Genomic DNA, 24,073 nt, shown 5'->3' with positions numbered 1-24,073 from the left:
GGGGGCGGGAAGCGGGTCAGCCGCGTCGACCGAGCCGTGGCTCAGCGGGGCTGACGGTGGGCCCGGCCACGACTGGGAGGATCGCTATCTCGCACAGCGATCACCTCCAGCGGTCGGCGGGGCCCGGCGCGGGCGCAGACCGGCCCGCAGACGCGATCATCGTACACCGGGGGTGCGGGTGCCGCGCGCGCGGTCGCCGGTCCCGCGGACCCCGGCGGGAGCGGTGCCGTGACCTGCGCGGGTTAGCGCTTACCTGTCGGTAACCCCTAGGCTCCGACCGACCGAGAGATCACTGGAGCAGAGGGGGATCCGTGGCCCGAACCGTGCTGGTGACCGGCGGGAACCGGGGGATCGGCCTGGCCATCGCGCAGGCGTTCGCCAAGCAGGGCGACCGGGTGGCCGTCACCTATCGCAGCGGCGGAGTCCCCGGTGCCGGAGCAGCCGAGCCGGGGTTTGGCGCAGGCGGAGCCGGCCATCAGAACGGCCTGTTCGGCGTGCGGTGCGACGTGACCGACGCCGAGTCGGTCGACGCCGCGTTCACCACGATCGAGGCCGAACTCGGCCCGGTGGAGGTGCTCGTCGCCAACGCCGGCATCACCGACGACACGCTGATCATGCGGATGTCCGAGGAGCAGTTCGCCCGCGTCCTCGACACCAACCTGACCGGTTCGTTCCGGGTCGCCAAGCGGGCCTCGACGAAGATGCTCCGCGGTCGCTGGGGGCGGATGATCTTCATCTCCTCGGTGGTCGGTCTCTCCGGCGGCGCGGGCCAGGTCAACTACGCGGCCAGCAAGGCCGGCCTGGTCGGCGTGGCCCGCTCGATCACCCGCGAGCTGGGCGCCCGCAACATCACCGCGAACGTGGTGGCGCCCGGCTTCATCGACACCGACATGACCGCCGGCCTGCCCGAGGAGCGCAAGGCGGAGATCCGCAAGTCGATCCCGGCCGGCCGGATGGCCACCCCGGACGAGGTCGCGGGCGTCGTCACCTGGCTCGCCTCGGACGCGGCCGGATACGTCACCGGCGCCGTCATCCCGGTCGACGGCGGCCTCGGCATGGGCCACTGAGCAGAGCACGGAGGAGACACGCAATGTCCGGACTTCTCGCCGGTAAGCGGCTGCTTGTCACCGGCGTCATCACCGACGCGTCGATCGCCTTCTCGGTGGCGAAGCTCGCCCAGGAGAACGGCGCCCAGGTCGTGCTCACCGGCTACGGCCGGCTCTCCCTGGTGGAGCGGATCGCCAAGCGGCTGCCCGAGCCGGCGCCCGTGATCGAGCTGGACGTCACGAACGAGGAGCACCTGGCCGGGCTCGCCGACAAGGTACGCGAGCACGTCGACGGCCTCGACGGCGTGGTGCACTCGATCGGGTTCGCCCCGCAGAGCTGCCTCGGCGGCGGCTTCCTCGACGCCCCCTGGGCGGACGTCGCCACCGCGCTCCAGGTCTCCACCTACTCGTACAAGTCCCTCGCGATGGCCGCGCTGCCGCTGATGTCCGCCGGCGGCGCCGTGGTGGGCCTCACCTTCGACGCCACCAAGGCGTGGCCGGTCTACGACTGGATGGGCGTGGCGAAGGCCGGGCTGGAGTCCGCCTCCCGCTACCTGGCGCTGCACCTGGGCAAGCAGGGCATCCGCAGCAACCTGGTCGCGGCCGGCCCGCTGCGCACCATCGCGGCCAAGTCCATCCCCGGCTTCGACCAGTTCGAGGACGCCTGGACCGAGCGGGCCCCGCTGGGCTGGAGCCTCACCGACCAGGAGCCCGCCGCGCGGGCCTGCCTGGCGCTGCTGTCCGACTGGTTCCCGGCCACCACCGGTGAGATCGTCCACGTCGACGGCGGCTACCACGCCATCGGCGCCTGAGATGTAAGGAAGGGCCCCTTCTCAACGCCTCGTGCAGCGGAAGGGGCCCTTTTTAACACGCTGCGGCCCGGGTGGTCACCACACCGACCAGGGGGCGTCGCCACGCCGTGACGGCGGGCGAGGAAGAATGGCCCCATGGCGTACGACGCGTTGGTGCTGGTCTCCTTCGGCGGCCCGGAGCGGCCCGAGGACGTTCTCCCGTTCCTGCAGAACGTGACCCGGGGGCGGGGGGTGCCGCCCGAGCGGCTGGCCGAGGTCGCCGAGCACTACCTGCACTTCGGCGGGGTGTCGCCGATCAACCAGCAGTGCCGTGACCTGCTCGCGGCGATCCGCGCGGACTTCGCCGCCAACGGCGTCGACCTGCCGGTCTACTGGGGCAACCGCAACTGGGATCCGATGCTCGCCGACACGGTGGCGCGGATGCGCGACGACGGGATCACCCGGGCGCTGGCGTTCGTCACCAGCGCGTACGGCGGCTACTCCTCCTGCCGGCAGTACCAGGAGGACATCGCCTCGGCCCGCGCCGCCGTCGGCCCGGACGCCCCGCTGATCGAGAAGCTGCGCCAGTTCTGGGACCACCCCGGCTTCATCGAGCCGCACGCCGACGCGGTCCGCGCCGCGCTGGCCCAGCTCGACCCGGCGAAGCGGGACAGCACCCGGCTGGTCTTCACCGCGCACTCCGTCCCGATGTCCGCGGCGGCCACCGCCGGCCCGCACGGCGGCCGCTACACCGCCCAGCTCGAGGAGGTCGCCCGGCTGGTGCACGCCGCGGCCGCGCCCGACCTGGAGTACGACCTGGTCTGGCAGAGCCGGTCCGGGCCGCCGCAGGTGCCGTGGCTGGAGCCGGACGTCAACGACCACCTGGCGACGCTGCCCGAGCAGGGCGTGACGAGCGTGGTGGTCAGCCCGATCGGTTTCGTCTCCGACCACCTCGAGGTGGTGTGGGACCTGGACACCGAGGCGCTGGAGACGGCCAAGCAGCTCGGCCTGGACTTCGTCCGCGCCGGCACCCCGGGGGTCGACCCCCGGTTCGTGACGATGGTCCGCGAGCTGGTGCTGGAGCGCACCGCCCCGGACGGCGAGCGGCTGCGCCGCCGACTCGGCGAACTGCCGGCCTGGGACACCTGCCCGGCGCTGTGCTGCGTACCCCCGGCCCGCCGGCCCTGAGCCCGACCCGACGACACCCCTGGGGACGACACGATGCTTGACCGCAAGCCGGTGCAGAGCTGGCTCACCGACATGGACGGCGTGCTGGTGCACGAGGGGCAGCCGGTGCCCGGTGCCCCGGAGTTCGTCAAGAAGCTGCGTGCCTCCGGCAAGCCGTTCCTGGTGCTGACGAACAACTCCATCTACACGCCCCGCGACCTCCAGGCGCGGCTGGCCCGGATGGGGCTGGACGTGCCGGAGGAGGCGATCTGGTCGTCCGCGCTGGCCACCGCCCAGTTCCTGGCCGACCAGCGGCCGGGCGGCACCGCGTACGTCATCGGTGAGGCCGGCCTGACCACGGCGCTGCACGCGGTGGGGTACGTGCTCAGCGACTTCGCCCCGGACTACGTGGTGCTGGGGGAGACGCGCACCTACAGCTTCGAGGCGATAACGAAGGCGATCCGGCTGATCAACGACGGCGCCCGGTTCATCTGCACCAACCCCGACGCCACCGGCCCGTCGATGGAGGGCGCGCTGCCGGCGGCCGGCTCGGTGGCTGCGATGATCTCGAAGGCGACAGGTGTCGACCCGTACTTCGTCGGCAAGCCCAACCCGATGATGATGCGCTCGGCGCTGAACACCATCGACGCGCACTCCGAGTCGACCGCGATGATCGGCGACCGGATGGACACCGACATCCTGTGCGGCCTGGAGGCCGGGCTGGAGACGATCCTGGTGCTCACCGGCATCAGCAGCCGGACCGAGGCCGAGCGGTACCCGTACCGTCCGTCGCGGATCGTCGACTCGGTGGCCGACCTGATCGACGAGGTCTGAGCCGCGGCGTCCGTCCGGTTCCGGTGCCGCGAGGGCCAGGCGGTGGGCGGCCACCGAAGTTCGACAAGACCGACTACCGCGAGCGGCATGCGGTCGAATACGGCGTCAACCGGCTCAAGCGCCATCGTGCAGTCGCCACGAGATACGACAAGCGTGCCGTACGCTACGAGGCGGCCGCGCCGGTCGCAGTCCTCAACGAACGGCTGTGACCAGGGGCACTACCCTCAGGTTGCCGCCGCATAACACCGGACGGCGACCTTCTGCTCCGGGCTCCACCGCTGTTCGACTGTGGCCAGCAGCTGCCAGCCGAGCCTCTCGTACAGAGCCGCCGCCGCAGTGTCAGAAGCCACCACGTCGAGCACGGGATGCAAACCGCGATGCTGTGCTTCTTCGACAGCCTGCGCCATCAGCAGCGCACCGATCCCGTGGCCGCGGGCCGACGGAGCGACGAACAACCGGTTGACCACGGCAGTCGCGTCGATACTCACACCTGCACGAGCGCCCCACAGCCCAGGTGCCGCGTCTCCCGCGTCGCTTCGGGACAAGCCGATATGACCGACCATGCGGCCACCCAGTTCCGCCACCCAGGAGGCGATGAGCGATGGCGGCGTGAGCCATGCGGCCGGGAAATCGGGCCAGCTCACCGGATAACCGTCGCGCTCATGAACCTCTGCCAGCACCCGCACACAGTCACTGAGGTCGCGATCAGACCGCTGTCGGACAGTCGGGGGTACGTCCGCGCCGAACACGTTCTCGCTCCTCACTGCGGCATGGGAACACAGCCCGCGGCCCGTGGCCAGCGACTTTCACACCAGACCCTAGAGTCGCAGCGGCGCGTTGCAGGCGGCCACCAGGGCCTGCCGGCACGCGGTGGTGAGCGGCCGCAGGGCCGCGTCCCGCTGCTGCGCCTCGTAGGTGTTCACCGCGCCGCCGGGCGCGCTCTCCCCGGCCAGCGCGAGCACCCGATCCAGTACGGCGGCGCGGGCGAACAGGCGGCGGGCGCGCGGGTCGAAGCCGGGCGGCAGGTCGGTGGCGCCGTCCGGCCGGCGCAGCGCGGCGAGCGCCCCGGCGAGTTCGGGCCGCCACTGTGCGACGTCCAGCCGGGTCAGCGTGGCGGTGGTCTCGGCCAGCACGGCGGCGAGTTCCGCCTCGGCCTCCGCCGCGCCGGGCGTGGTGAGGGACGCCTTCGGCGCGTCCGCCGGTAGCGGATGCACCCGCCAGAGCACCGTCTCCCAGGTCATCCCCGAGCCGGACGTGTGCGTACGGACCTCGGGCACCAGCCCCATCCCGCTCGCCACCACCGCCTCGCCCGCCACCAGCGCCGCCCCGGCGAACGCACCCGGACCGGGCAGGCCGCGCGGGTCACCGGGCGCGGGCAGCACCAGGCGGATGTCGTCTGGTGAATGCTTGGCGAGGCTGGGCAGCGCCTCCCGCAGCGACACGTCGGTCCAGGTGCCGGGGGCGTCGGCGACGAGGTGCTCCTCGTCGCCGGCGACGGCGTCGGCCACCTCGTCGAAGGGCACCAGGCCGGCTCGCCAGGCACGCACCCAGGCGACGAACCGGCTCGACCGGCGCGGAGCCAGTGTGGCCGCGCCCGTTGCGGGGGAGGACATGCGGAAAGGGTACGTGCTCCGCGCCGCTGCTGTCTCGGCTGCCGCTCCGGCGGCGCGACCTGGCCCCAACTACCCCCTTCGCACCGTTTCGTGCCGACGGATGACGGCCCGGTCGGCGCGTCGGCGAGCGACACGCCGGGGCGCTGGTTAGCGTCAGCGGCATGGCGGGGCGATACGACGGGGACGTGCTGGCCGGTGACTGGCGACGACGGAAGGTCACCCCCGAGGTCGACGCCGAACCCGACCTGGTGGTCGAGGACGCCGACTCCGGGTTCTGCGGCGCGGTGGTCGGCTTCGACTCCGGTGCGGTCGTGCTGGAGGACCGGCACGGACGGCGGCGCAACTTCCCGCTGCTGCCCGCCGCGTTCCTGCTCGACGGCAGGCCGGTCACGCTGCGACGCCCGGCCCGCGCACCGGTGCCCGCCGCGCGCCGCCGTACCGCGTCCGGGTCGATCGCTGTGGACGGCGTACGGGCGCAGGTCGCCAAGGCCAGCCGGATCTGGGTCGAGGGCGTGCACGACGCCGCGCTGGTCGAGCGGATCTGGGGCGACGACCTGCGCATCGAGGGCGTGGTGGTGGAACCGCTGGACGGCATCGACGCGCTCGCCGACGAGGTACGCGCGTTCGCGCCCGGCCCGGGTCGCCGGCTCGGTGTGCTCGTCGACCACCTCGTACCCGGCTCGAAGGAGAGCCGCATCGTGGCCCGGGTGAACTCGCCGCACGTGCTGGTGACCGGGCACCCGTACGTCGACGTGTGGCAGGCGGTACGCCCGGCCGCGCTCGGCATCGCGGCGTGGCCCGTGGTTCCTCCCGGGCGGCCCTGGAAGGAGGGCGTCTGCGCGGCGCTCGGGGTGGGTGAGCCGGCGGACATGTGGCGGCACATCCTGTCCCGGGTGGACAGCTTCGCCGACGTGGAGACGCCGCTGATCAACGCGATGGAGCGCCTGATCGACTTCGTCACCGAGCCTGTCTGACTGGTCGCTGCCCGGTCGTGGTCGTTGTCAGGGCCGTGGTTGCGGTTGGGGTCCGGGGGCGACCGTGCCCGGCTCCGGGCGGTCAGGCTTGATCCCTGCGCCGGTCACGGTCGCCCCCGGCCCCGCCGTGCGCCGGCTCCGCCCGCCCCCGGATCTCCTGTCCCCGCCCCTTCCGGGTTCTGTTCCGGCGCCCTCGTGCCCCTCGCCTGGTTGATCAAGGAGTTGTGGGCGTGCTGGAGATCAACGCCGACGCAAACTCCTTGATCACCGGGGTGAAGGGCGGCCACGTGCGTCGATCATGGAGTTGTGGTCCCCGCGGATCGGGCATAGCGGGGCGAAATAGGGGCCACAAGTGCAAGATCGGCGGGGCGGCGGGGGCGGCGGGGGCGGGGGCGAGGGATGTCAGGGGAGGTCGTCGGGGGTTCGGGTTAGGACGAAGGTGGCTATGTCGAGGGCTGTCGGGGTGCCGGAAGCGTCGCGGATCACCGTGAGGATCTCGCCGTCCTGGGAGCCGGAGCGGCCCCGCCACCGGTCCGGGCCCTCCGGCGTGAAGCGGAGCAGCGGCCTGCCCACCTGACCGCCGACCAGGTCACCGGCGGCGTCGACGCGGAACTCGTACTCGCCGCCCATCCACCACCAGCGGCCGGTCAGCGCGGCCACGTCGGCGGCGGGCGGGTCGGCCGGGCGCCACGGGGCGGGCGCGGCCGGTTCTGCGTCCAGCACCAGCGTGAGCGCCTCGCGGCCGAGCGCGCCGATGTGGTGGCCGCGCAGCCCGTACGCGTTGGCGAAGTTGACCACGGCGGTGCGTGTCGGCCGGTGCACGGCCAGGCCGGCCACGTACCCGGGCATGGAGCCGCCGTGTCCGACGTACACCCGGTCGCCGACCCGGTAGAGCTCGATGCCGAGGCCGTGCCCGCCGGTCCACGCGTCCAGGTCGTTGATGACGACGGGGGCGCACATCTCGGTGAGCGTGGCGGGGGAGAGCACCGCCGGGTCCGGGTCGGCCAGGAACGCCGCCCAGCGGCCCAGGTCCTCGACCGTCGACCAGAGCTGCCCGGCCGGCGCCATCGCCCCGGTGTCGGTGCGCGGCTCCTCCCGCAGCGTCTCGTGCCAGGGGTGGACGACGTAGCCGTGGGCGTACGGCTCGGCCGGGTGGTACGTGGTGCGGCGCATGCCCAGCGGCGTCAGCAGCCGCTCGGTCAGCAGCTCCGCCCACGGCGTGCCGGTGATCCGTTCCAGCACGGCGCCGAGCAGCCCGTACGCCAGGTTCGAGTAGTGGTAGACGAAGTGCGGCGGATAGGCGATCTTGCCCGGTGTCAGCCCGGCCAGCAGCGTGTCCAGGTCCATGCCCTCGGCGCGTTCCCACCAGTCGCCGTCCGGCTCGCGTTGCAGGCCGCCGACGTGGCCGAGCAGTTGGCGCACGGTCACCGCGCCGACCGGGGTGCCGGGCAGGTGGGCGTCGAGCGGGTCGTCGAGTGCCAGCCGCCCGGCGTCGCGCTGCTGCATCACCAGCACCGCGGTCATGGTCTTGGTGATCGAGCCGACCCGGTACTGGAGGTCGCCGTCCGGGCGGGGCGTCTCACCGGCGACCGCCAGGTGCGCCAGGCGGCCGTCGCGGACCACGCCGAGGGCGAGCGAGGGACCCCGCCCCTCGGCCTGGGCCCGGGCGACCAGCAGGTCCACCTGACGCGCGGTCTCGGGCAGCAGGGGCATGTCGTCCTCCTCGTCGGCCGGCGGCGCGGTACGCCGTGCCGAGCCTAGCGATCATGACAGTTCGATGACACGTGCGTTGACGTGTCAGGATTGTTCTCGTGGACGCCGTGTTCTGGATCGTTCTGGGTGTGGTATTAGCGGTCGCCGAGATCTTCACGACGACGCTCTTCCTGATCATGTTCGGGGTCGGGGCGTTCGCCGCCGCCGGCGCCGCGGCGCTCGGTGCGCCGGTGGCGCTCCAGGCGGTGGTCTTCGCGGTGGTGTCGGCGCTGTCGGTGGCGGTGGTCCGTCCGGTGGTCCGGCGGCATGCCCGGCCGGCGCTGGAGACCGGGGAGCAGCCGTTCGGGGTCGAGGCGCTGGAAGGGGCCACCGCTGTGGTCCTGGAGCCGGTCGACGCCGACCGGGGCATGGTCAAGATCGATGGTGAGCTGTGGACGGCCCGCTCGTACGACGCGACGCGCACGTACGCCGAGGGTGAGCGGGTGCAGGTGATAAAGGTCCGGGGCGCTACCGCCCTGGTATGGCAGGACGACATTTCCACCCCGGGCGAGCTGCCCGAAGCGAAAAGGTGAACGGTATGGAGTTTCTGGCGATCCTGATGATCGCGGTGGCGTTGATCGGTGTGGTGACGCTGTTCAAGGCGGTGCGGATCGTGCCGCAGCAGCGTCAGGACGTGGTGGAGCGACTCGGCCGGTACAAGCGCACGCTGAACCCGGGCCTGAACCTGCTGGTGCCGTTCGTCGACGCGGTGCGTACCAAGGTCGACATGCGCGAGCAGGTGGTCAGCTTCCCGCCCCAGCCGGTGATCACCTCCGACAACCTGGTCGTCTCGATCGACACGGTCCTCTACTTCAAGGTGGTCGACTCGGTTCGCGCCACCTACGAGATCTCCAACTTCCTCCAGGCCATCGAGCAGCTCACCGTCACCACGCTGCGTAACGTGATCGGCTCGCTCGACCTGGAGCGCGCGCTGACCAGCCGCGAGGAGATCAACCGGCACCTGTCCGGCGTGCTGGACGAGACCACCGGCCGCTGGGGCATCAAGGTGACCCGGGTCGAGATCAAGGCGATCGAGCCGCCGCCGAGCATCCGCGACTCGATGGAGAAGCAGATGCGTGCCGAGCGGGACCGCCGTGCCGCGATCCTCAACGCCGAGGGGCACAAGCAGTCGCAGATCCTCACCGCCGAGGGTGAGAAGCAGGCCGCGGTGCTGCGCGCCGACGGTGACCGCCAGGCCCGGATCCTCCAGGCGGAGGGCCAGGCCAAGGCGATCCGTACCGTCTTCGACGCGATCCACACCGCCAACCCGAGCCAGAAGGTGCTTGCGTACCAGTACCTCCAGGCGCTGCCGCAGATCGCCAACGGCACCGCCAACAAGGTCTGGATCGTCCCGACCGAGCTGACCAAGGCCCTGGAGGGCATGGGCGGCGCGCTGGGCGGGCTGGCGAACATGGCCGGCGACGTGCCGTCGCCGGAGGCCGCCAAGAGCGCCGGCGAGGTCGAGCGGGAGGCCGCCGAGGCCGCCCAGGCCGCGGCCGTCGCGGCCCAGGAGATCCACGACGAGGTACGCGTGGCGGAGGCGCAGGCCACCGGCGGCAACAACCCGAAGGGTCTGCCCGCGCCGGAGCCGGTGTCCCCGGCCAGCCTGGTGAACGACCCGGCGGACCAGCGCGAGCGGGGCTGACCGGCAAATCCGAGAATCCCTCATGCGGCGCTCCGGCGACTGCCACCATCGGTTTCAGGACGGGTGGTGAGCAGGGCCGGAGCGCCGTTGCGTGCCCCGGGCCACCCGCGGCGCGAACGAGGTGAGGCATGAAGGACCCGGCGAACCGGCTGTTCTCCCGTACCCCGGTCCCCGGCGCGCACGACCCCGCCGGACCGATCGGTTCCCGGCGTACCGGAGGGGGTTTCGGGGTCCTGCCGTTCGTCTCCGAACCCGGCCCGGGAGCGCCGGCCACCGACGCGACCTGGGCCTGGTCGATCCGCCGGTTCGCCCGCGCGGCGGTCTGGCTGCTCCCGGCGTACGCGGTTCTCTACGGCCTGGTGGCGATGGCCAGCGACGGCGGCGTGGGCAACGACCCGTACCCGGCCGACGGCCGGCCGCTCTACCTGGTCGGCTGGGTCGCCTCGGTGTGGCTGGGGCTGCTCGCCCTGCTCGCACTCACCGGCCTGCTCGCCGCCACCCGCTGCCGCCGCGTCGCACTGGCCGGGCTGCTGGCGAGCATCGGCGGGATGGTGCTGATGCTGCCCTTCGCCGGGCTGGCCGAGCAGACGCCGGTGTTCGGCGTGACCGCGCGTGGCATCGTGCTGTTCGGCGCCACCCTCTACAGCGCGGGCTGGTTCCTCACCGGCTGGTCGGTCGCCCGGTCCGGGATGTTCTCCTACGGCGACGGGACGATGCTGATGATCGCCGCCCCGCTGCTCGGGCTGGGTGGCGCGCTGATCGGCTCGCTGCAGACGTTCGGCGCGATCTTCGTGCTGGTCGCCGGCATCGGCATCGGCTACCGCAGCGGCCGCCTGGTGCCCGAGACCATCGCCCGGGACGCCGCCGCGGCGAGCGTCGCCGCCGCACCCGTGCCGCCCGCGTCACCGAAGGGCCCACTCGGGGCGGGCTGACCGTTTCTTCAGCTGGGCGGTCGCCGTGAAGTAACTGACAGTTGCCTGGCGAGGTGGCCGGTAGGCGGCTTTCGTGGCAATCCTTGCGTCCATGCCGTCTCCCAGGTCGCCGCTGTCGCGGCTGTTCACCGTGCTGCTGGCCGGCCTGCTCGCCGGGCTCGTCCTCGCGCTCGCCGCGCTTCCCGGCGGCCTGCTCGGCGGGTTCGCCGCCCGGGCCGCGCTCGGCGCGTACGCGGAGCTGCCCGACGCGCTGCGCACCCCGGTGCAGCCGCAGCGCTCCTACCTCTACGCAAACGACGGCAAGACGCTGATCACCACGTTCTACGACGTGAACCGCACCGACGTGCCGCTGGCCGAGATCGCCCCGGTGATGCGGCAGGCGATCATCGCGGCCGAGGACCGGCGGTTCTACTCGCACGGCGGCGCTGACCTGCGCGGCATCGCCCGTGCGCTGGTGGCCAACGTCAAGGGCGGCGGCACCGAGCAGGGCGGCTCCACGCTGACCATGCAGTACGTCCGCAACGTGCTCAAGACCGACCCGAACCGCACCCCGGAGGAGCGGCAGGCCGCCACCGAGCAGACCGTCGGGCGCAAGCTCCAGGAGATCCGGTACGCGAACGCGCTGGAGCAGTCGCTGTCCAAGGACGAGATCCTCAACCGCTACCTCAACATCGCGTACTTCGGTTCCGGCGCGTACGGCGTCGCCGCCGCGAGCCAGCGCTACTTCGGCAAGGCCCCGGCCGACCTGACGCTGGGCGAGGCGGCGCTGCTCGCCGGCCTGGTCCAGTCGCCCGACGCGTACAGCCCGATCGACGGCGACAAGGACCAGGCGCTGACCCGGCGCGGGTACGTGCTCGACGCGATGGCCGAGACCGGCGCGATCACCGCGCAGCAGGCCGCCGCGGCCAAGGCCGAGGCGCTGACGCTGCGCCCGACCGCCCAGCCCAACGGCTGCACCGCCACCGCCCAGGGCCACGACGACTGGGGCTTCTTCTGCGACTACCTGCGCCGCTGGTGGATCACCCAGCCGGCGTTCGGCAGCACCCCCGAGGAGCGGGAGCAGGCGCTGCGCCGCGGCGGCTACCGGGTCGTCACCACGCTCGACCCGAAAATCCAGGAGACCGCGCAGGAGCAGGCCACCAAGGTCTACGGGTACGGCAACAAGCGGGCGCTGCCGATCGCGGCGGTCGAGCCGGGCACCGGCCGGGTGCTCGCGATGGCGGTGAACCGGCACTACAGCCTCGACGCCAACCCGGACGGGCAGGCCAACCACCCGAACACGGTCAACCCGCTGATCTCCGGCGGCGCCAGCGTCGACGGCTACCAGGCCGGCTCGACGTTCAAGATGTTCACCATGCTGGCCGCGCTGGAGGCGGGCAAGCCGCTGTCCACCGGCTTCGACGCCCCGAGCCGGCTGCCCACCCGGTACGCCTCGGACGACGAGGGCAATTGCGACGGCACGTGGTGCCCGGCCAACGCCAACCCGCAGTGGATGGACGGCTACCGGATGATATGGGACGGCTTCGGCCGGTCCGTCAACACGTACTTCGTCTGGCTGGCCGAACAGGTCGGCGAGGACAAGGTGGTGGAGATGGCCCAGCGCCTCGGCATCACCTTCCGCGCCGACTCCGACGCCGCGTTCGCCCGCGACAACGCCGCCAACTGGGGCGCGTTCACGCTCGGCGTGGCCGCCACGACCCCGCTGGACCTGGCGAACGCGTACGCCACGGTGGCGGCCGAGGGCACGTACTGCACGCCGCTGCCGGTGGTCTCGGTGACCGCGCCCGACGGCGACGCCGTCGACGTGGCGCAGCCGTCCTGCAAGCGGGTGCTCGAACCGGACGTGGCCCGCGCCGCCACCGACGCGGCCCGCTGCCCGGTCGGTCAGCAGTCCGCGTTCGAGCAGTGCAACGGCGGCACCGCCACCGCCGTCGACCGGATCGTCGGCCGCCCGGTGGCCGGCAAGACCGGCAGCTCGGAGCGCAACGCCACCGAGACGTTCGTCGGCTACACCCCGCAGGTCGCGGTCGCCGGCATCGCCGCCAACCCGGACGACGTCACCGACCTGGTCGGCTCCGCCGTGCAGGCGAAGGTGATCGACGCGGTGGCGCGGACCATCAAGACGGCGCTCACCGGCAAGCCGGTGGCCGACTTCACCGCGCCGAGCCGGGCGCTGGTCGGCGACCCGCAGCGCCCGCAGCCGCCCCGGCGGACCGAGCCGGACCGCCGCGAGCAGCGCCAGGAGAGTGAGCTGCCCTCCGACGTGCTGCGCTGGTTGCGTGAGCGGGGGTAACGGCCTCTCTCACCGCCGCGCCGCACGCACCGCCGCATCGAGGGCGGCGGCCACCTCGTCCGGGGTGCCGTCGCCGTCGAGCGTGACGAACGAGCCGAACTCCGGCAGCGCCCGGTATGCCCCGTCCAGCGCGCGCAGGTGCGCCAGCTCCTCGGTGTCGATGGCCCGCGCGGCCACCCGCCGCTGCGCCACCTCGGGCGAGGTGGCCAGGAAGCACACCACCGCCGGGCGCGGGAAGACCGCGTAGACGGCGCGCACCACGTGCCGTCCCCGGTCGCCCCGGGCCGCCATGATCACGTCCTGGCACCAGGTCCACCGGTCCAGCACCGGCACCCGTCCGGTCAGGCGGGCCACCGCCACGGTCCGGGCCATCGCCGCCGCGCGCACCGTCGCCTCCAGGGCCGGATAGACGGTACGACCGAACAGCGCCACCCCGTCCGGCCGGCCGAGCGCCCGCGCCAGCCGGTTCCACAGCGGCCGCCCACCGGCGTTCTCGAAGTACCGCGCCCGGACACCCCGCTCGCGCAGCCGCGCCGCCAGCGCCCTGGCCTGGGTGGTCTTGCCGGAACCGTCGACACCGATCAGTGCGATCATCAGGGGGCGGGCCACGCCCGCAGGCTAGCCGGAAATCGACGACGCCCGGTTGTCGGATCCGGGCGGGCGGCTCCGACCCACCGGTGAGCGCGCCCGGCCGGGACGCGCCGCGACGCGGAGGAACACATCATGGGCAACGTCATCTACGGGGTGCACACGTCGGTCGACGGCTTCATCGAGGGCCCGAACGGCGAGTTCGACTGGCCGGAGATGGGAGAGGAGCTGTCCGCGTACTCGATCGGGCTGGCCGAGCGGGCCGACGCCTTCGTCTACGGGCGGCGGGTGTGGGAGATGATGTCCTCCTACTGGCCGCAGGTCGAGTCGATCTCCGACCACCCGCACGACCTGGCGTTCGCGCCGGTCTGGCGGCGTACCCCGAAGGTCGTGGTCTCCCGCACGCTCGCCGAGGCATCCCACGGCGCCGTGGTGGTCGGCGGTGGCGACCTGGCGAAGGAGTTCGCCGAGGTCCGCGAGCGGTTCCCCGGCGATCTGCTGGTCACCGGCGGCACCGGGGCCGCGACGGCGCTGGCCGCGCTCGGGCTCGTCGACACCTACGAGGTGATCGTGCACCCGGTGGTGCTCGGCGGCGGACGGCAGGTGCTGCCCGGCCTGGCCCGGCAGGGCCTGCGGCTGGTCGAGACGCGCGCCTTCGACGCACGGTCGGTGCTGCTGCGCTACGCGCGGGCCTGACGCCTCAGCGGCCCCGGCGGCGGGGCCGGTACGTGGCGAGCGCGGCCGGCACGCCGCGCCGCACGATGCCGGCCCGGTCGCTGTCCCCGCGCAGCACCGCGGCGGCGGTCTTGCGGGCCTGCTCGGCGGTGAAGTGCGGCGGCAGCATCAGCTCGGCCGGGTCCACCACGGCGTTGACCACCACCGGCCGGTCCGCGTCGAGCACCCGCTGCCACAGGCCGTCCACCCGGGCGGGGGAGTCGACCAGCTCACCGCCGAGGCCCAGCACCTCCGCCCACCTGTGGTACGCCACGTCCGGCAGGTCCTGGCTGTCCGGGAACATCGGCGTGCCCTCGCCGGAGCGCTGTTCCCAGCTGACGAACGCGAGATCCCGGTTGTTGAGCACCAGCACGACGAACCGGGGGTCGGACCACTCCCGCCAGTACTTCGCCACCGTGATCAGCTCGTTGACGCCGTTCATCTGCATCGCCCCGTCGCCGAGCAGTGCGATCACCGGCCGGTCCGGGTGGGCGAACTTCGCCGCCAGCGCGTACGGCATCCCGCCGCCCATCGAGAGCAGCGTGCCGGAGAGGCTGGCCAGCATGCCGGGGCGGACCCGGACGTGCCGGGCGTACCAGGCGGTGGCGGTGCCGCAGTCGACGGCGAGCATGGCGTCGCCCGGCAGCGCCTCGTCGAGCGTGGCGAACAGCGACTGCGGGTTGACCGGGTCGGCGGGCTGGGCGGCGACCTCGCGTTGGGAGGCCCGCCACTTGCCGGTGGCGTCGGCGAGGGTGGCCCGCCACGCGGTCGGGCCCGGCCCCGGGCCCAGCTCCTCGATCAGGGCACGCAGTGTCGGCCCGGCGTCGCCGGTCAGGTTCACCTCGGTCGGGTAGCGCAACCCCATCCGGGTGCCGTCGATGTCGATCTGCACCGCCCGGGCCTGGCCCTCCGGCGGGTAGAACTCCGAGTACGGCATCTGGCTGCCGACGATCAGCAGCCGGTCGCACTCGCGCATGAGCTGCCAGCTCGGGCGGCTGCCGAGCAGGCCGATCGCGCCCGTCACCCAGGGCTGCCGGTGGTCGACGGCGGTGAAGCCGAGCAGCGCGGTGGCGACACCGGCGCCGAGCCGGTCGGCGATCCGGCGTACCTCGTCCTCGGCGCCCAGCGCGCCCTGCCCGACCAGCATCGCCACCCGGTCGCCGCCGCGCAGCACCTCGGCGGCGCGGCGCACGTCGGCCTCCGGCGGCACGGTCGGGGTGCTGCTCGGCACCGCGCTGGTGTGGTAGTAGCCGTGGGCGTGCGGCGGGTGCGGCACCGCCGGCAGGTCCTGCACGTCGGAGGGGAGAACCAGGGCGGTCACGGTACGCCGGGCCAGCGCCGTGCGGCAGGCGCGGTCCACCAGGTGCCGGGCCTGCGACGGGTCGTCGAGCTGGGCCAGGAAGGCCGAGGCCACGTCCTTGTAGAGCGAGAGCAGGTCCACCTCCTGGTAGTAGCCGCCGCCCTCGGCGGGCAGCGCGGTGTGCCCGAGCAGCGCCACCACCGGCTGGTGGTCGAGCTTGGCGTCGTACAGGCCGTTGAGGGCGTGGATCGCGCCCGGACCGCTGGTCACCACCACACAGCCGAGCGGTCCGCCGCCGTACTTGACGTGCGCGCCGGCCGCGAAACCGGCGGTCTCCTCGTGCCGGACCTGGATGAACCGGGCGCGGCCCTCGGCGCGTTGCAGCGCCGAGGTCATGCCGTTGATCCCGTCGCCCGGGTAGCCGTAGTAGCGGTGCACGCCCCACTCGACGAGCCGGGCCACCAGGTAGTCGGCGACGGTGGCGTCGCGGGGGAGGTTGCCGTCGTGATCCGCGCCCATCCTGGTCCCTCCGTCACCGTCGGCCTTCCGGCTCCGTTCCCCGCCCGGGACGGCGGAAACCCGGCCCGCGCCGGAGCGGCCGGGCGGGCCGGGCAGAATCGCCTGGTGCCCGTCCACGAGATCACCGACCCCGACGACGACCGGATCGCCGACTACCGCGCGCTCACCGACGTGGAGCTGCGTACCCGCTGGGAACCGCCGCACGGGCTGTTCATCGCCGAGGGGGAGCTGGTGCTGCGGCGGGCGCTGCGGGCCGGCTACCCGGCCCGGTCCTACCTGGTCGACGCGAAGCGGGTGGACCAGCTCGCCGACCTGGACACCGGTGACGCGCCGGTATACGCGGCCACGCCGGACGTGCTGCAGCGCGCCACCGGCTTCCACGTGCACCGCGGCGTGCTCGCGTCGTTCCACCGCAAGCCGCTGCGCTCCGCCGACGAGGTGCTCGCCGCCGCCCGGCGGGTGGTGATCCTGGAGGACGTCAACAACCACACGAACCTGGGTGCGATCTTCCGGGGCGCCGCCGCGCTCGGCGTCGACGCGGTGCTGCTGTCCCCGACCTGCGCCGACCCGCTGTACCGGCGCAGCGTACGGGTCAGCATGGGCGAGGTGTTCGCGGTGCCGTACGCCAAGCTCGAGCGCTGGCCCGCGGGGCTGGACCAGGTCCGGGCGGCCGGGTTCACGGTGCTCGCGATGACGCCCGCGCCGGATGCCGTACCGATGCAGCGGCTGACTCCGGCGCAGCGGGTGCGGGCGGCGTTGCTGCTCGGGGCGGAGGGGCCGGGGCTGACCGCGGCGGCGCAGGCGGCCAGCGACGTGCGGGTGGTGATCCCGATGCGGCGCGGTGTGGACTCGCTGAACGTGGCGGCCGCCGCGGCGGTGGCGTTCTGGGAGCTGGGGCGTGAGGACGCGCTCTGACGGACCAGCTTGCATGACCATGCGAGACCGTGCATAATCTTCCTTGTGTCCAAGGTTCTCACCTCCCTGCCCATCGGCGAACGTGTCGGCATCGCCTTCTCCGGCGGCCTCGACACCTCGGTAGCCGTCGCGTGGATGCGCGACAAGGGCGCCGTCCCCTGCGCCTACACCGCTGACATCGGCCAGTACGACGAGCCCGACATCGCGTCGGTGCCCGGCCGCGCGCTCAGCTACGGCGCCGAGGTCGCCCGCCTCGTCGACTGCCGCGCCGCCCTGGTTGAGGAAGGGCTGGCGGCGCTGACCTGCGGCGCCTTCCACATCCGCTCCGGCGGGCGGGCCTACTTCAACACCACGCCGCTGGGCCGCGCCGTGACCGGCACGCTGCTGGTCCGCGCGATGATCGCCGACGACGTGCAGATCTGGGGCGACGGCTCGACGTTCAAGGGCAACGACATCGAGCGGTTCTACCGGTACGGCCTGCTGGCGAACCCGCAGCTGCGGATCTACAAGCCGTGGCTGGACACCGACTTCGTCACCGAGCTGGGTGGGCGCACCGAGATGTCGGAGTGGCTGCTGGAGCGCGGCCTGCCCTACCGGGACAGCACCGAGAAGGCGTACTCGACCGACGCCAACATCTGGGGCGCCACCCACGAGGCCAAGACGCTCGAACACCTGGACACCGGCATCGAGACGGTCGAGCCGATCATGGGCGTCAAGTTCTGGGACCCGACCGTGGAGATCCCCACCGAGGACGTCACCATCGGCTTCGACCAGGGCCGCCCGGTGACGATCAACGGCAAGGAGTTCGGCAGCGCCGTCGACCTGGTGCTGGAGGCCAACGCCATCGGCGGCCGGCACGGCCTGGGCATGTCCGACCAGATCGAGAACCGGATCATCGAGGCCAAGAGCCGCGGCATCTACGAGGCCCCCGGCATGGCGCTGCTGCACGCCGCCTACGAGCGGCTCGTCAACGCCATCCACAACGAGGACACCCTCGCCAACTACCACAACGAGGGCCGCCGCCTCGGTCGCCTCATGTACGAGGGCCGCTGGCTGGACCCGCAGGCGCTGATGCTGCGCGAGTCGCTGCAGCGCTGGGTCGGCACGGCAGTCACCGGCGAGGTCACGCTGCGGCTGCGCCGGGGCGAGGACTACTCGATCCTCGACACCACCGGCCCGGCGTTCAGCTACCACCCGGACAAGCTGTCGATGGAGCGCACCCAGGACTCGGCGTTCGGCCCGGCCGACCGGATCGGCCAGCTCACCATGCGCAACCTGGACATCGCCGACTCCCGGGCGAAGCTGGAGCAGTACGCCTCAGTCGGCATGGTCGGCGGCGGCACCCCGCAGCGGGTCGTCGGCGCCGCCCAGGCGGCCTCGACCGGGCTGATCGGCGCCATGCCGCAGGGCGGCGCCGAGGCCATCGCGTCCCGGGGCGTGCCCACCGCCGAGGACGAGGCGCTCGACCGGGCCGCGATGGAGTTCGGCGTCGACTGATCGCCATCCTTCGTTCCGTCCGCCCGCCGGTCCCCGCCTTCTCGGCGGGCCGGCGGGCGGTGTGGCTTTCGGCAACGGTGGTGACGCAGGGTAGCGTGTCGCCCGTGTTCCCTACCGTGCGTGAGGTGCTGGAGCTGGTGCCCGTGCGCCACGGCGCGCCGCGCCTGGTCGCGGGGAACGCCGGACTGGACCGGTCGGTGCGCTGGGTGCACATCGCCGAGGTACCCGACATCGCCACCCTGCTCGGCGGCGGCGAACTGGTCCTGACCACCGGGATCGGCCTGCCGGGCGACGACGCCGGGCTCCGCGAGTTCATCGGTGCCCTGGCCGACGTCGGCGTCTCCGGGCTGGTGGTCGAACTGGGCCGCCGCTACGTCAGCGGAGTCCCACGGGTGATGGCCGCCGCCGCCGAACGACGCGGACTGCCCCTGATCGAGCTGCGCCGGGGCACCCCGTTCGTCCGCATCACCGAGGCGGTGCACGCGCTGATCGTCGACGCCCAGCTCACCGAACTGCGCGCCACCGAGGAGATCCACCAGCGGTTCACCGAACTGTCAGTGGAGGGCGCCGAACCGGCCGAGGTGCTGCGGCAGGCCGCCGAACTGGCCGGCTGCCCGATGGTGCTGGAGAACCTGTCCCGGCAGGTGCTCGCGTACGACCCGGCGGGGGAGAACGCCCAACTGCTGCTGGACGGCTGGGAACGGCACTCGCGGCAGATCCGCCCGCCCGGGCGCACCGCGTACGACCCGGACAGCGGCTGGCTCGTCACCACAGTCGGCGCGCGGGGACAGGACTGGGGACGGCTGCTGCTGCGCTGGCCGGCCACCGAGTCCACCCCGCCGACCCGGCTGACCATCCTGATCGAACGGGCCGCCTCCACGCTGGCGCTGGGCCGGCTGATCCGGCGCGACGCCGAGGGGCTGGAACGGCAGATCCACCGCACGCTGCTGACCGCGCTGATCGACCACACCCGCCCGGTGGACGAGGTGGCGCTGCGCGCCAAGGCGCTCGGCGTCGTCCTGGACCGCCGCCACCTGGTCGGCGTCGTGGTCCGCCACCGCGCCGACGAGCCGTCCGGCGACGCGGGCGCCCCCGACGACGAGCCGGCCGCCGCCCGCCGGGGCGCGCGCCGCGACACCGACGCCGAGGACCCGGAAGCCGGCCCGGCCCGGCTGCGCGACCTCGCCGAGGCGGTCAGCCAGGCCGTCCGGGACGCCAAGCTCACCGCGCTGACCAGCCCGCTCGACGACCAGGCCGTGGGCGCGCTGCTGGCGCTCCCCGACCCGGCCGCCGAGGAGAAGGCACTGTCCGCGTTCGCCGCGGCGTTGCGCCGGGTACGCCTCGACGCCGCCCCCGCCGCCCGCCCGGCGTCCCGCCCGTCGGAGTCGCCTGACCGTCCCGCCGGACGGGCCGTCGCGTCGGGGAGCGCGCGGCCGGTCGACGCGCCGCCCCGGGCCGCGATCGTGGTGGCGGCCGGGTCCGGTGTGAGCAGCCTGCGCGAGGCACGCCGGTCACTGATCGAGGCGCGGCAGGTCGCCGAGGCGGCCCGGCGGGATCCCCGGGATCTGCCCTGCTACCGGCTGCCGCACGTGGGGCTGGCCGGGCTGCTGCACCTGTTGCGCGACGAGCCCCGGTTGCAGACGTTCGTCGAGCGCGAACTCGGGCCCCTGCTCGCCTACGACGCCCAGCACCCGCGGGAGCAGTTGCTCGGCACGCTGCGGGCGTACCTGGAGCAGGGGCGGAACAAGTCGGCCGGCGCCGCCGCCGCGCACCTGTCCCGGCCGGCGTTCTACGAGCGGCTGGCCCGTATCGGCCGCATCCTCGACGCCGACCTCGACTCGGTCGACAGGTGCCTGTCCCTGCACGTGGCCCTGCTGGCCCTGGACGCCATCCGCACCCCCTGACCGCGGCCCGCCCTCCCGCCCTTCCGGGCTGGCCCGCGCCGATCTTGGAGTTGTGGCGCCCGGAATGCCTACTACCACCGTTATCAGAGGTGCCACAACTCCAAGATCGATGGGCTGTGGGGGTGATCATGAGGTTGAGCCGGTGATTCGCCGGAATTCGCACCGTCAAGTTCATGATCGACGGGGCGGGGCGGGGCGGGGCGGGGGCGGGGGCGGGAGGAAAGGGGGTGGGTCAGGTCAGGGCGGTCAGGGTTTTGGCGTAGGGGGCGGGGATGAAGTTGTCGCCGCCGGGGGTGAACACGTCGGAGGTGGCCGCCGCCTGCCAGGCGGTGTCGGGCAGCGCCGCCACCAGGGCGCGTACCACAGGGGCGTCGCGCCACTGGTCCTGCTGGGCGAGCAGGCTCAGCGCGACCACAGACTCCTCCACCTCGCCCACGCACTCGAACGGCTTGTGCCCGTCGATGCCGAGCAGCTCCCGGTAACCGGGGATCTGGGACTCGTCGGCCAGCAGGTCACCGCCGAAGATGCCGGTCAGCCGCTCGCGGGGCATGAACGGCGACATGGCCAGGAACACGAACCGGCACTTCGGGCAGTCGCGGCACCAGCGCTCGCTCGCGTCGCGCAGCTTGAACGCGGCGTTGCAGCTGGTCACCACCGCGTCGTACCGGTCGATCTCGGCGAACAGCCGGGCGATGTGCAGCTCGGACAGGGAGCGCAGCAGCGAGAAGTACGGCTCGGTGAGCCCCGCGTGCTCGGCCAGCGCCGCGCGCAGCAGCCCTTCGGCCTCGACGCCCTTCGACCACTGGTGGTTGATCTCGTGGCCGTTCCAGATCAGGTTCGGGTCGGACGCGGAGCGCTCGTTCGACATCACCACCGGGCCGAGCCCGTGCAGGACGGCGGTGGCCACGGCGATCAGCGAGTTGATCGCGGTGACCGGGATGTGCCCGTTGCGCGCACCGGCCGCGTTCAGCTCGAACAGCACCGGGTCCAGCCGCCGCCGGGCGGCCAGCGGCACCAGGTCCGACGCCTCGTTCACCGACACGATCACGTGGTTCGGGTTGACCGAGAACGGCACCGGGTCGAGGCCGGCGCGGCGCAGCGCCTCCAGCGTGACGATGGAGTCCTTGCCGCCGCCGACAGCCGACAGCGGACGACGGTCGGAGTTGTCCACCGGCACCGCGGGGTCCACGGTGCCGGACGGCACCTCGGGACGCAGTTCCAGCACGTGCGGCAGCTCGTTGCGGTACGCGTACTCGGCGAGGCCCTTGGTGTAGACGGCGGTGACCAGCTCGACGGCGGCGGCGCCCAGCGGCGCGGGCAGCACCAGCCGGGGCGGCGCGGCGGCCTTGTAGTAGCTGACGCCGGCGACCACGTGCAGCAGCTCCAGCACCCGGGACAGGGTGGCAGCTGTGGCGTCGGAGACCGGCTCGGCCGGCAGCGGAAGCATGATCACCTCGGTGAACCGCTGCTCGCCGTCGGGACCGGTCAGGGCGTAGTCGAACAGGACCTCGCCGGTGGCGAAGTCGATCGAGTAGGACGGGAAGGTGAAGGCGTCCATCCGCCGCAGCTGCTCGTTGGGCACACGCCATACTAGGCCCTGGTTCGTCCGTCCGTGTCCGGCTGGGCCGGACCCTGCCCGCCGTCGACCGAGTCCGAGGAGAGCCCGTGCGCCTGTCTGATCTGCGCGGACGTCATGTCGCCGTCTGGGGCGCCGGCCGCGAGGGCCGGGCCGCGGTGACCGCGATCGCCGCGCACGGGCCGGCCGGCCTGGTCGTCGTCGACGACAGCGCCAACTTCCTCACGCTGCCCTGGGACGGCCCGCTGGCCGCCGCCGCGCCGCTCGTCACCGGCGAGGAGGGCTTCGAGCGCCTGGCCGCCGCCGACGTGGTGGTCCGCTCGCCGGGTGTGCCGAACACCCACCCGTGGATGGTGGAGCTGCGCCGCCGGTCCGTGCCGGTCACGCAGGGCAGCGCGCTGTGGATGGCCGACCACGCGGACCGGACCGTCGGGGTGACCGGCAGCAAGGGCAAGAGCACCACGTCCAGCCTGATCAGTCACCTGCTCACCGCGATGGACCGGCCGAACGTGTTCGGCGGCAACATCGGGGTGCCGCTGCTGGATTTGCCCGAGGCGGAGCTGTACGTGCTGGAGCTGTCCAGCTACCAGTGCTCCGACCTGACCGATTCGCCGCGCGTGGCGGTGGTGACCGCGCTGTTCCCGGAGCACCTGGACGCGCACGGCGGTGAGCGGGAGTACTACCGGGACAAGCTGAACCTGATCGCGCACGGCCCGCACGCCGTCGTGGTGAACGGCGCCGACCCGCGGCTGGCGGCGGAGCTGGGCGACCGGGCCGCGATCCGGGCCGGCTCGCCGGACACCACGCACGTGGCCACCGGGCCGGACGGTACGCAGTGGTTCCACCTGCGGGACACGCCGCTGTTCCCACGCGCGGTGCTGCCGCTGGTCGGGCGGCACAACGAGGGCAACCTCTGCGTCGCGCTCGCCGTGCTTGACGCGCTCGGCGTCGACGTGGTGGCGCGCAAGGACAGCCTCGCCGTGGCGGTCGCCGAGTTCCAGGGCCTGGCGCACCGGCTGACCGAGATCGCCGACCCGTCCGGGCTCACGTTCGTCGACGACACACTCGCCACCAGCCCGTACGCGGCCATGCACGCGATCGACGCGTACGAGGGGCGGCCGTTGACGGTGATCGTCGGCGGCGCCGACCGGGGGCTGGACTACAGCCCGCTGCGCGCGCACCTGGCCGATCGGGAGATCACCGTGATCGGCGTGCCGGACAGCGGCCCCCGCATCGTGGAGGCGCTGTCCGGACTGCCGTCGGTGCGTACCGAGCTGGCCGACGACCTGGTCGCCGCCGTCGGGCTGTCCCGCAAGCTCACCCCGGCCGGCGGGGTGGTGCTGCTGTCCCCGGCCGCGCCGAGCTACGGCCGGTTCCGCAACTTCGAGCACCGCTCCGAGGTGTTCGCGCAGGCGGTCGCGGACACCGCCCGCTGAGTCAGCCGCGCTCCGCCCGCGTGTGCCGCGGCGGCCCCGGCTCGGCCGACAGGAGCGCGTCGAGCGACTCGGTGGGCGCCGAGCCGTCCACCGGCTCGCGCGGCCCGGGCGTCGTGCCGGCGGGCGTCGCGCCAGCGAGCGTCGTGTCGGCGGGCGTCGTGTCGGCGGGCGTCGCGGCCGGGCCGGCGCGGGGAGCCCGCCGCTTCACCGGCGTCCAGGCGAACGCGAGCGCCCCGCCGACGAGCGCCAGCAGCATGCCGATCAGGAAGCCGCCCAGGTTCGAGGTGAGCCAGGAGACCAGCCCGAGCACGAGGGAGAGCACCGCGTAGAAGACGCGTTGCTGCGGCGTGGTGATCAGCAGCACGCCGCAGATCACCAGGACCAGGGGGACCAGGTACGCGGCCAGCCCCTGCGGCCCGACGTGCAGCAGCACCCCGAGCGGCGCGCGCAGCGTCACGAGCATCTCCGCGCCGCCGAGCGCGATGAGCAGCCCGGCGGTGAACGGCCGCGCCCGGCGCCAGCGCCGCCAGCGTGTCCGGACGCCGGCGGCGGGCGCCGCGTGCTGTCCCGCGCTCAC

General features: G+C 73.2%; 21 protein-coding genes and 1 pseudogene. 15 read left to right on the top strand and 7 right to left on the bottom strand.

All coding sequences use genetic code 11. From position 1 onward, the window contains the following. Window positions 1–311 precede the first annotated feature (311 nt). The 5 genes and pseudogenes from O7546_RS18845 to O7546_RS18825 all read left to right on the top strand — a co-directional run. Window positions 312–1,067, top strand: coding sequence for a beta-ketoacyl-ACP reductase (locus O7546_RS18845; RefSeq protein WP_194803058.1), 756 nt, complete (start codon window positions 312–314; stop codon window positions 1,065–1,067). A gap of 23 nt (window positions 1,068–1,090) precedes the next feature. Beyond that, on the top strand, window positions 1,091–1,858 hold the full coding sequence (gene fabI / locus O7546_RS18840; RefSeq protein WP_135241111.1) for an enoyl-ACP reductase FabI: 768 nt from the start codon (window positions 1,091–1,093) through the stop codon (window positions 1,856–1,858). A 135-nt stretch (window positions 1,859–1,993) separates the two neighbouring features. Continuing rightward, window positions 1,994–3,025 carry a ferrochelatase gene (locus tag O7546_RS18835; protein ID WP_194803059.1) on the top strand — a complete coding sequence of 344 codons (1,032 nt, stop codon included), beginning with the start codon at window positions 1,994–1,996 and terminating at the stop codon, window positions 3,023–3,025. A gap of 33 nt (window positions 3,026–3,058) precedes the next feature. Next, a complete protein-coding gene (locus tag O7546_RS18830; protein ID WP_091048117.1) occupies window positions 3,059–3,838 on the top strand; it encodes an HAD-IIA family hydrolase in 780 nt (259 codons plus the stop codon). A gap of 47 nt (window positions 3,839–3,885) precedes the next feature. After that, a pseudogene (locus O7546_RS18825) lies at window positions 3,886–4,047 on the top strand (IS5/IS1182 family transposase); the annotation flags it as partial. Window positions 4,048–4,062: 15 nt separating this feature from the next. Here the strand turns inward: O7546_RS18825 and O7546_RS18820 are convergent. Then, the gene (locus O7546_RS18820; protein WP_281599807.1) at window positions 4,063–4,587 is read right to left on the bottom strand and encodes a GNAT family N-acetyltransferase; all 525 of its coding nucleotides are present in this window, start codon (window positions 4,585–4,587) and stop codon (window positions 4,063–4,065) included. 69 nt (window positions 4,588–4,656) lie between these two features. Next, a complete protein-coding gene (locus O7546_RS18815) occupies window positions 4,657–5,451 on the bottom strand; it encodes a hypothetical protein (protein ID WP_135241109.1) in 795 nt (264 codons plus the stop codon). Window positions 5,452–5,612: 161 nt separating this feature from the next. On the opposite strand from O7546_RS18815, the gene O7546_RS18810 reads away from it, so the two are divergent. Then, window positions 5,613–6,425, top strand: coding sequence for a DUF3097 domain-containing protein (locus O7546_RS18810; protein WP_194803061.1), 813 nt, complete (start codon window positions 5,613–5,615; stop codon window positions 6,423–6,425). Between the two features lie 402 nt (window positions 6,426–6,827). Here O7546_RS18810 and O7546_RS18805 read toward each other — a convergent pair whose 3' ends face one another. Then, complete coding sequence (locus O7546_RS18805; RefSeq protein ID WP_281599805.1) at window positions 6,828–8,138, bottom strand: serine hydrolase domain-containing protein; 1,311 nt, start codon at window positions 8,136–8,138, stop codon at window positions 6,828–6,830. Window positions 8,139–8,236: 98 nt separating this feature from the next. Here O7546_RS18805 and O7546_RS18800 point away from each other — a divergent pair, with 98 nt between their 5' ends. The 4 genes from O7546_RS18800 (at window position 8,237) to O7546_RS18785 (ending at window position 13,047) form a co-directional block, all read left to right on the top strand. Further along, window positions 8,237–8,710, top strand: coding sequence for an NfeD family protein (locus O7546_RS18800; protein ID WP_194803063.1), 474 nt, complete (start codon window positions 8,237–8,239; stop codon window positions 8,708–8,710). Between the two features lie 5 nt (window positions 8,711–8,715). Next, window positions 8,716–9,822 carry an SPFH domain-containing protein gene (locus O7546_RS18795; protein WP_013287363.1) on the top strand — a complete coding sequence of 369 codons (1,107 nt, stop codon included), beginning with the start codon at window positions 8,716–8,718 and terminating at the stop codon, window positions 9,820–9,822. A 128-nt stretch (window positions 9,823–9,950) separates the two neighbouring features. Continuing rightward, window positions 9,951–10,754, top strand: a complete 804-nt coding sequence (locus tag O7546_RS18790) for a hypothetical protein (RefSeq protein ID WP_194803064.1) — start codon at window positions 9,951–9,953, stop codon at window positions 10,752–10,754. Between the two features lie 91 nt (window positions 10,755–10,845). Continuing rightward, the gene (locus O7546_RS18785; RefSeq protein ID WP_228532927.1) at window positions 10,846–13,047 is read left to right on the top strand and encodes a transglycosylase domain-containing protein; all 2,202 of its coding nucleotides are present in this window, start codon (window positions 10,846–10,848) and stop codon (window positions 13,045–13,047) included. 9 nt (window positions 13,048–13,056) lie between these two features. On the opposite strand, the gene O7546_RS18780 is transcribed toward O7546_RS18785, so the two are convergent. After that, entirely contained in the window at window positions 13,057–13,656 is a 600-nt protein-coding gene (locus O7546_RS18780) for a thymidylate kinase (protein WP_281599800.1), read from the bottom strand. A gap of 114 nt (window positions 13,657–13,770) precedes the next feature. On the opposite strand from O7546_RS18780, the gene O7546_RS18775 reads away from it, so the two are divergent. Next, complete coding sequence (locus tag O7546_RS18775) at window positions 13,771–14,331, top strand: dihydrofolate reductase family protein (protein ID WP_281599798.1); 561 nt, start codon at window positions 13,771–13,773, stop codon at window positions 14,329–14,331. A gap of 4 nt (window positions 14,332–14,335) precedes the next feature. On the opposite strand, the gene O7546_RS18770 is transcribed toward O7546_RS18775, so the two are convergent. After that, on the bottom strand, window positions 14,336–16,168 hold the full coding sequence (locus O7546_RS18770; protein ID WP_281599796.1) for a thiamine pyrophosphate-requiring protein: 1,833 nt from the start codon (window positions 16,166–16,168) through the stop codon (window positions 14,336–14,338). Between the two features lie 102 nt (window positions 16,169–16,270). Between O7546_RS18770 and O7546_RS18765 the strand changes: the two genes are divergently transcribed. The 3 genes from O7546_RS18765 (at window position 16,271) to O7546_RS18755 (ending at window position 20,484) form a co-directional block, all read left to right on the top strand. After that, window positions 16,271–17,083, top strand: coding sequence for an RNA methyltransferase (locus tag O7546_RS18765; RefSeq protein ID WP_228532936.1), 813 nt, complete (start codon window positions 16,271–16,273; stop codon window positions 17,081–17,083). Window positions 17,084–17,128: 45 nt separating this feature from the next. After that, window positions 17,129–18,580 (top strand): argininosuccinate synthase, encoded by a 1,452-nt coding sequence (gene argG / locus O7546_RS18760; RefSeq protein ID WP_194803069.1) that lies wholly within the window; start codon window positions 17,129–17,131, stop codon window positions 18,578–18,580. A 95-nt stretch (window positions 18,581–18,675) separates the two neighbouring features. Continuing rightward, entirely contained in the window at window positions 18,676–20,484 is a 1,809-nt protein-coding gene (locus tag O7546_RS18755; protein WP_194803070.1) for a PucR family transcriptional regulator, read from the top strand. Window positions 20,485–20,716: 232 nt separating this feature from the next. Here O7546_RS18755 and O7546_RS18750 read toward each other — a convergent pair whose 3' ends face one another. Beyond that, complete coding sequence (locus O7546_RS18750) at window positions 20,717–22,066, bottom strand: hypothetical protein (RefSeq protein WP_194803071.1); 1,350 nt, start codon at window positions 22,064–22,066, stop codon at window positions 20,717–20,719. Between the two features lie 83 nt (window positions 22,067–22,149). On the opposite strand from O7546_RS18750, the gene murD reads away from it, so the two are divergent. After that, window positions 22,150–23,496, top strand: a complete 1,347-nt coding sequence (murD, locus tag O7546_RS18745) for a UDP-N-acetylmuramoyl-L-alanine--D-glutamate ligase (RefSeq protein ID WP_194803072.1) — start codon at window positions 22,150–22,152, stop codon at window positions 23,494–23,496. Between the two features lies 1 nt (window position 23,497). Here the strand turns inward: murD and O7546_RS18740 are convergent, their stop codons facing one another. After that, complete coding sequence (locus O7546_RS18740; RefSeq protein ID WP_269697297.1) at window positions 23,498–24,073, bottom strand: DUF6114 domain-containing protein; 576 nt, start codon at window positions 24,071–24,073, stop codon at window positions 23,498–23,500.

It is taken from the genome of Micromonospora sp. WMMA1976, assembly GCF_027497335.1.
Lineage (GTDB): Bacteria > Actinomycetota > Actinomycetes > Mycobacteriales > Micromonosporaceae > Micromonospora > Micromonospora aurantiaca.
This window is presented reverse-complemented; position numbering and strand designations above follow the sequence as displayed.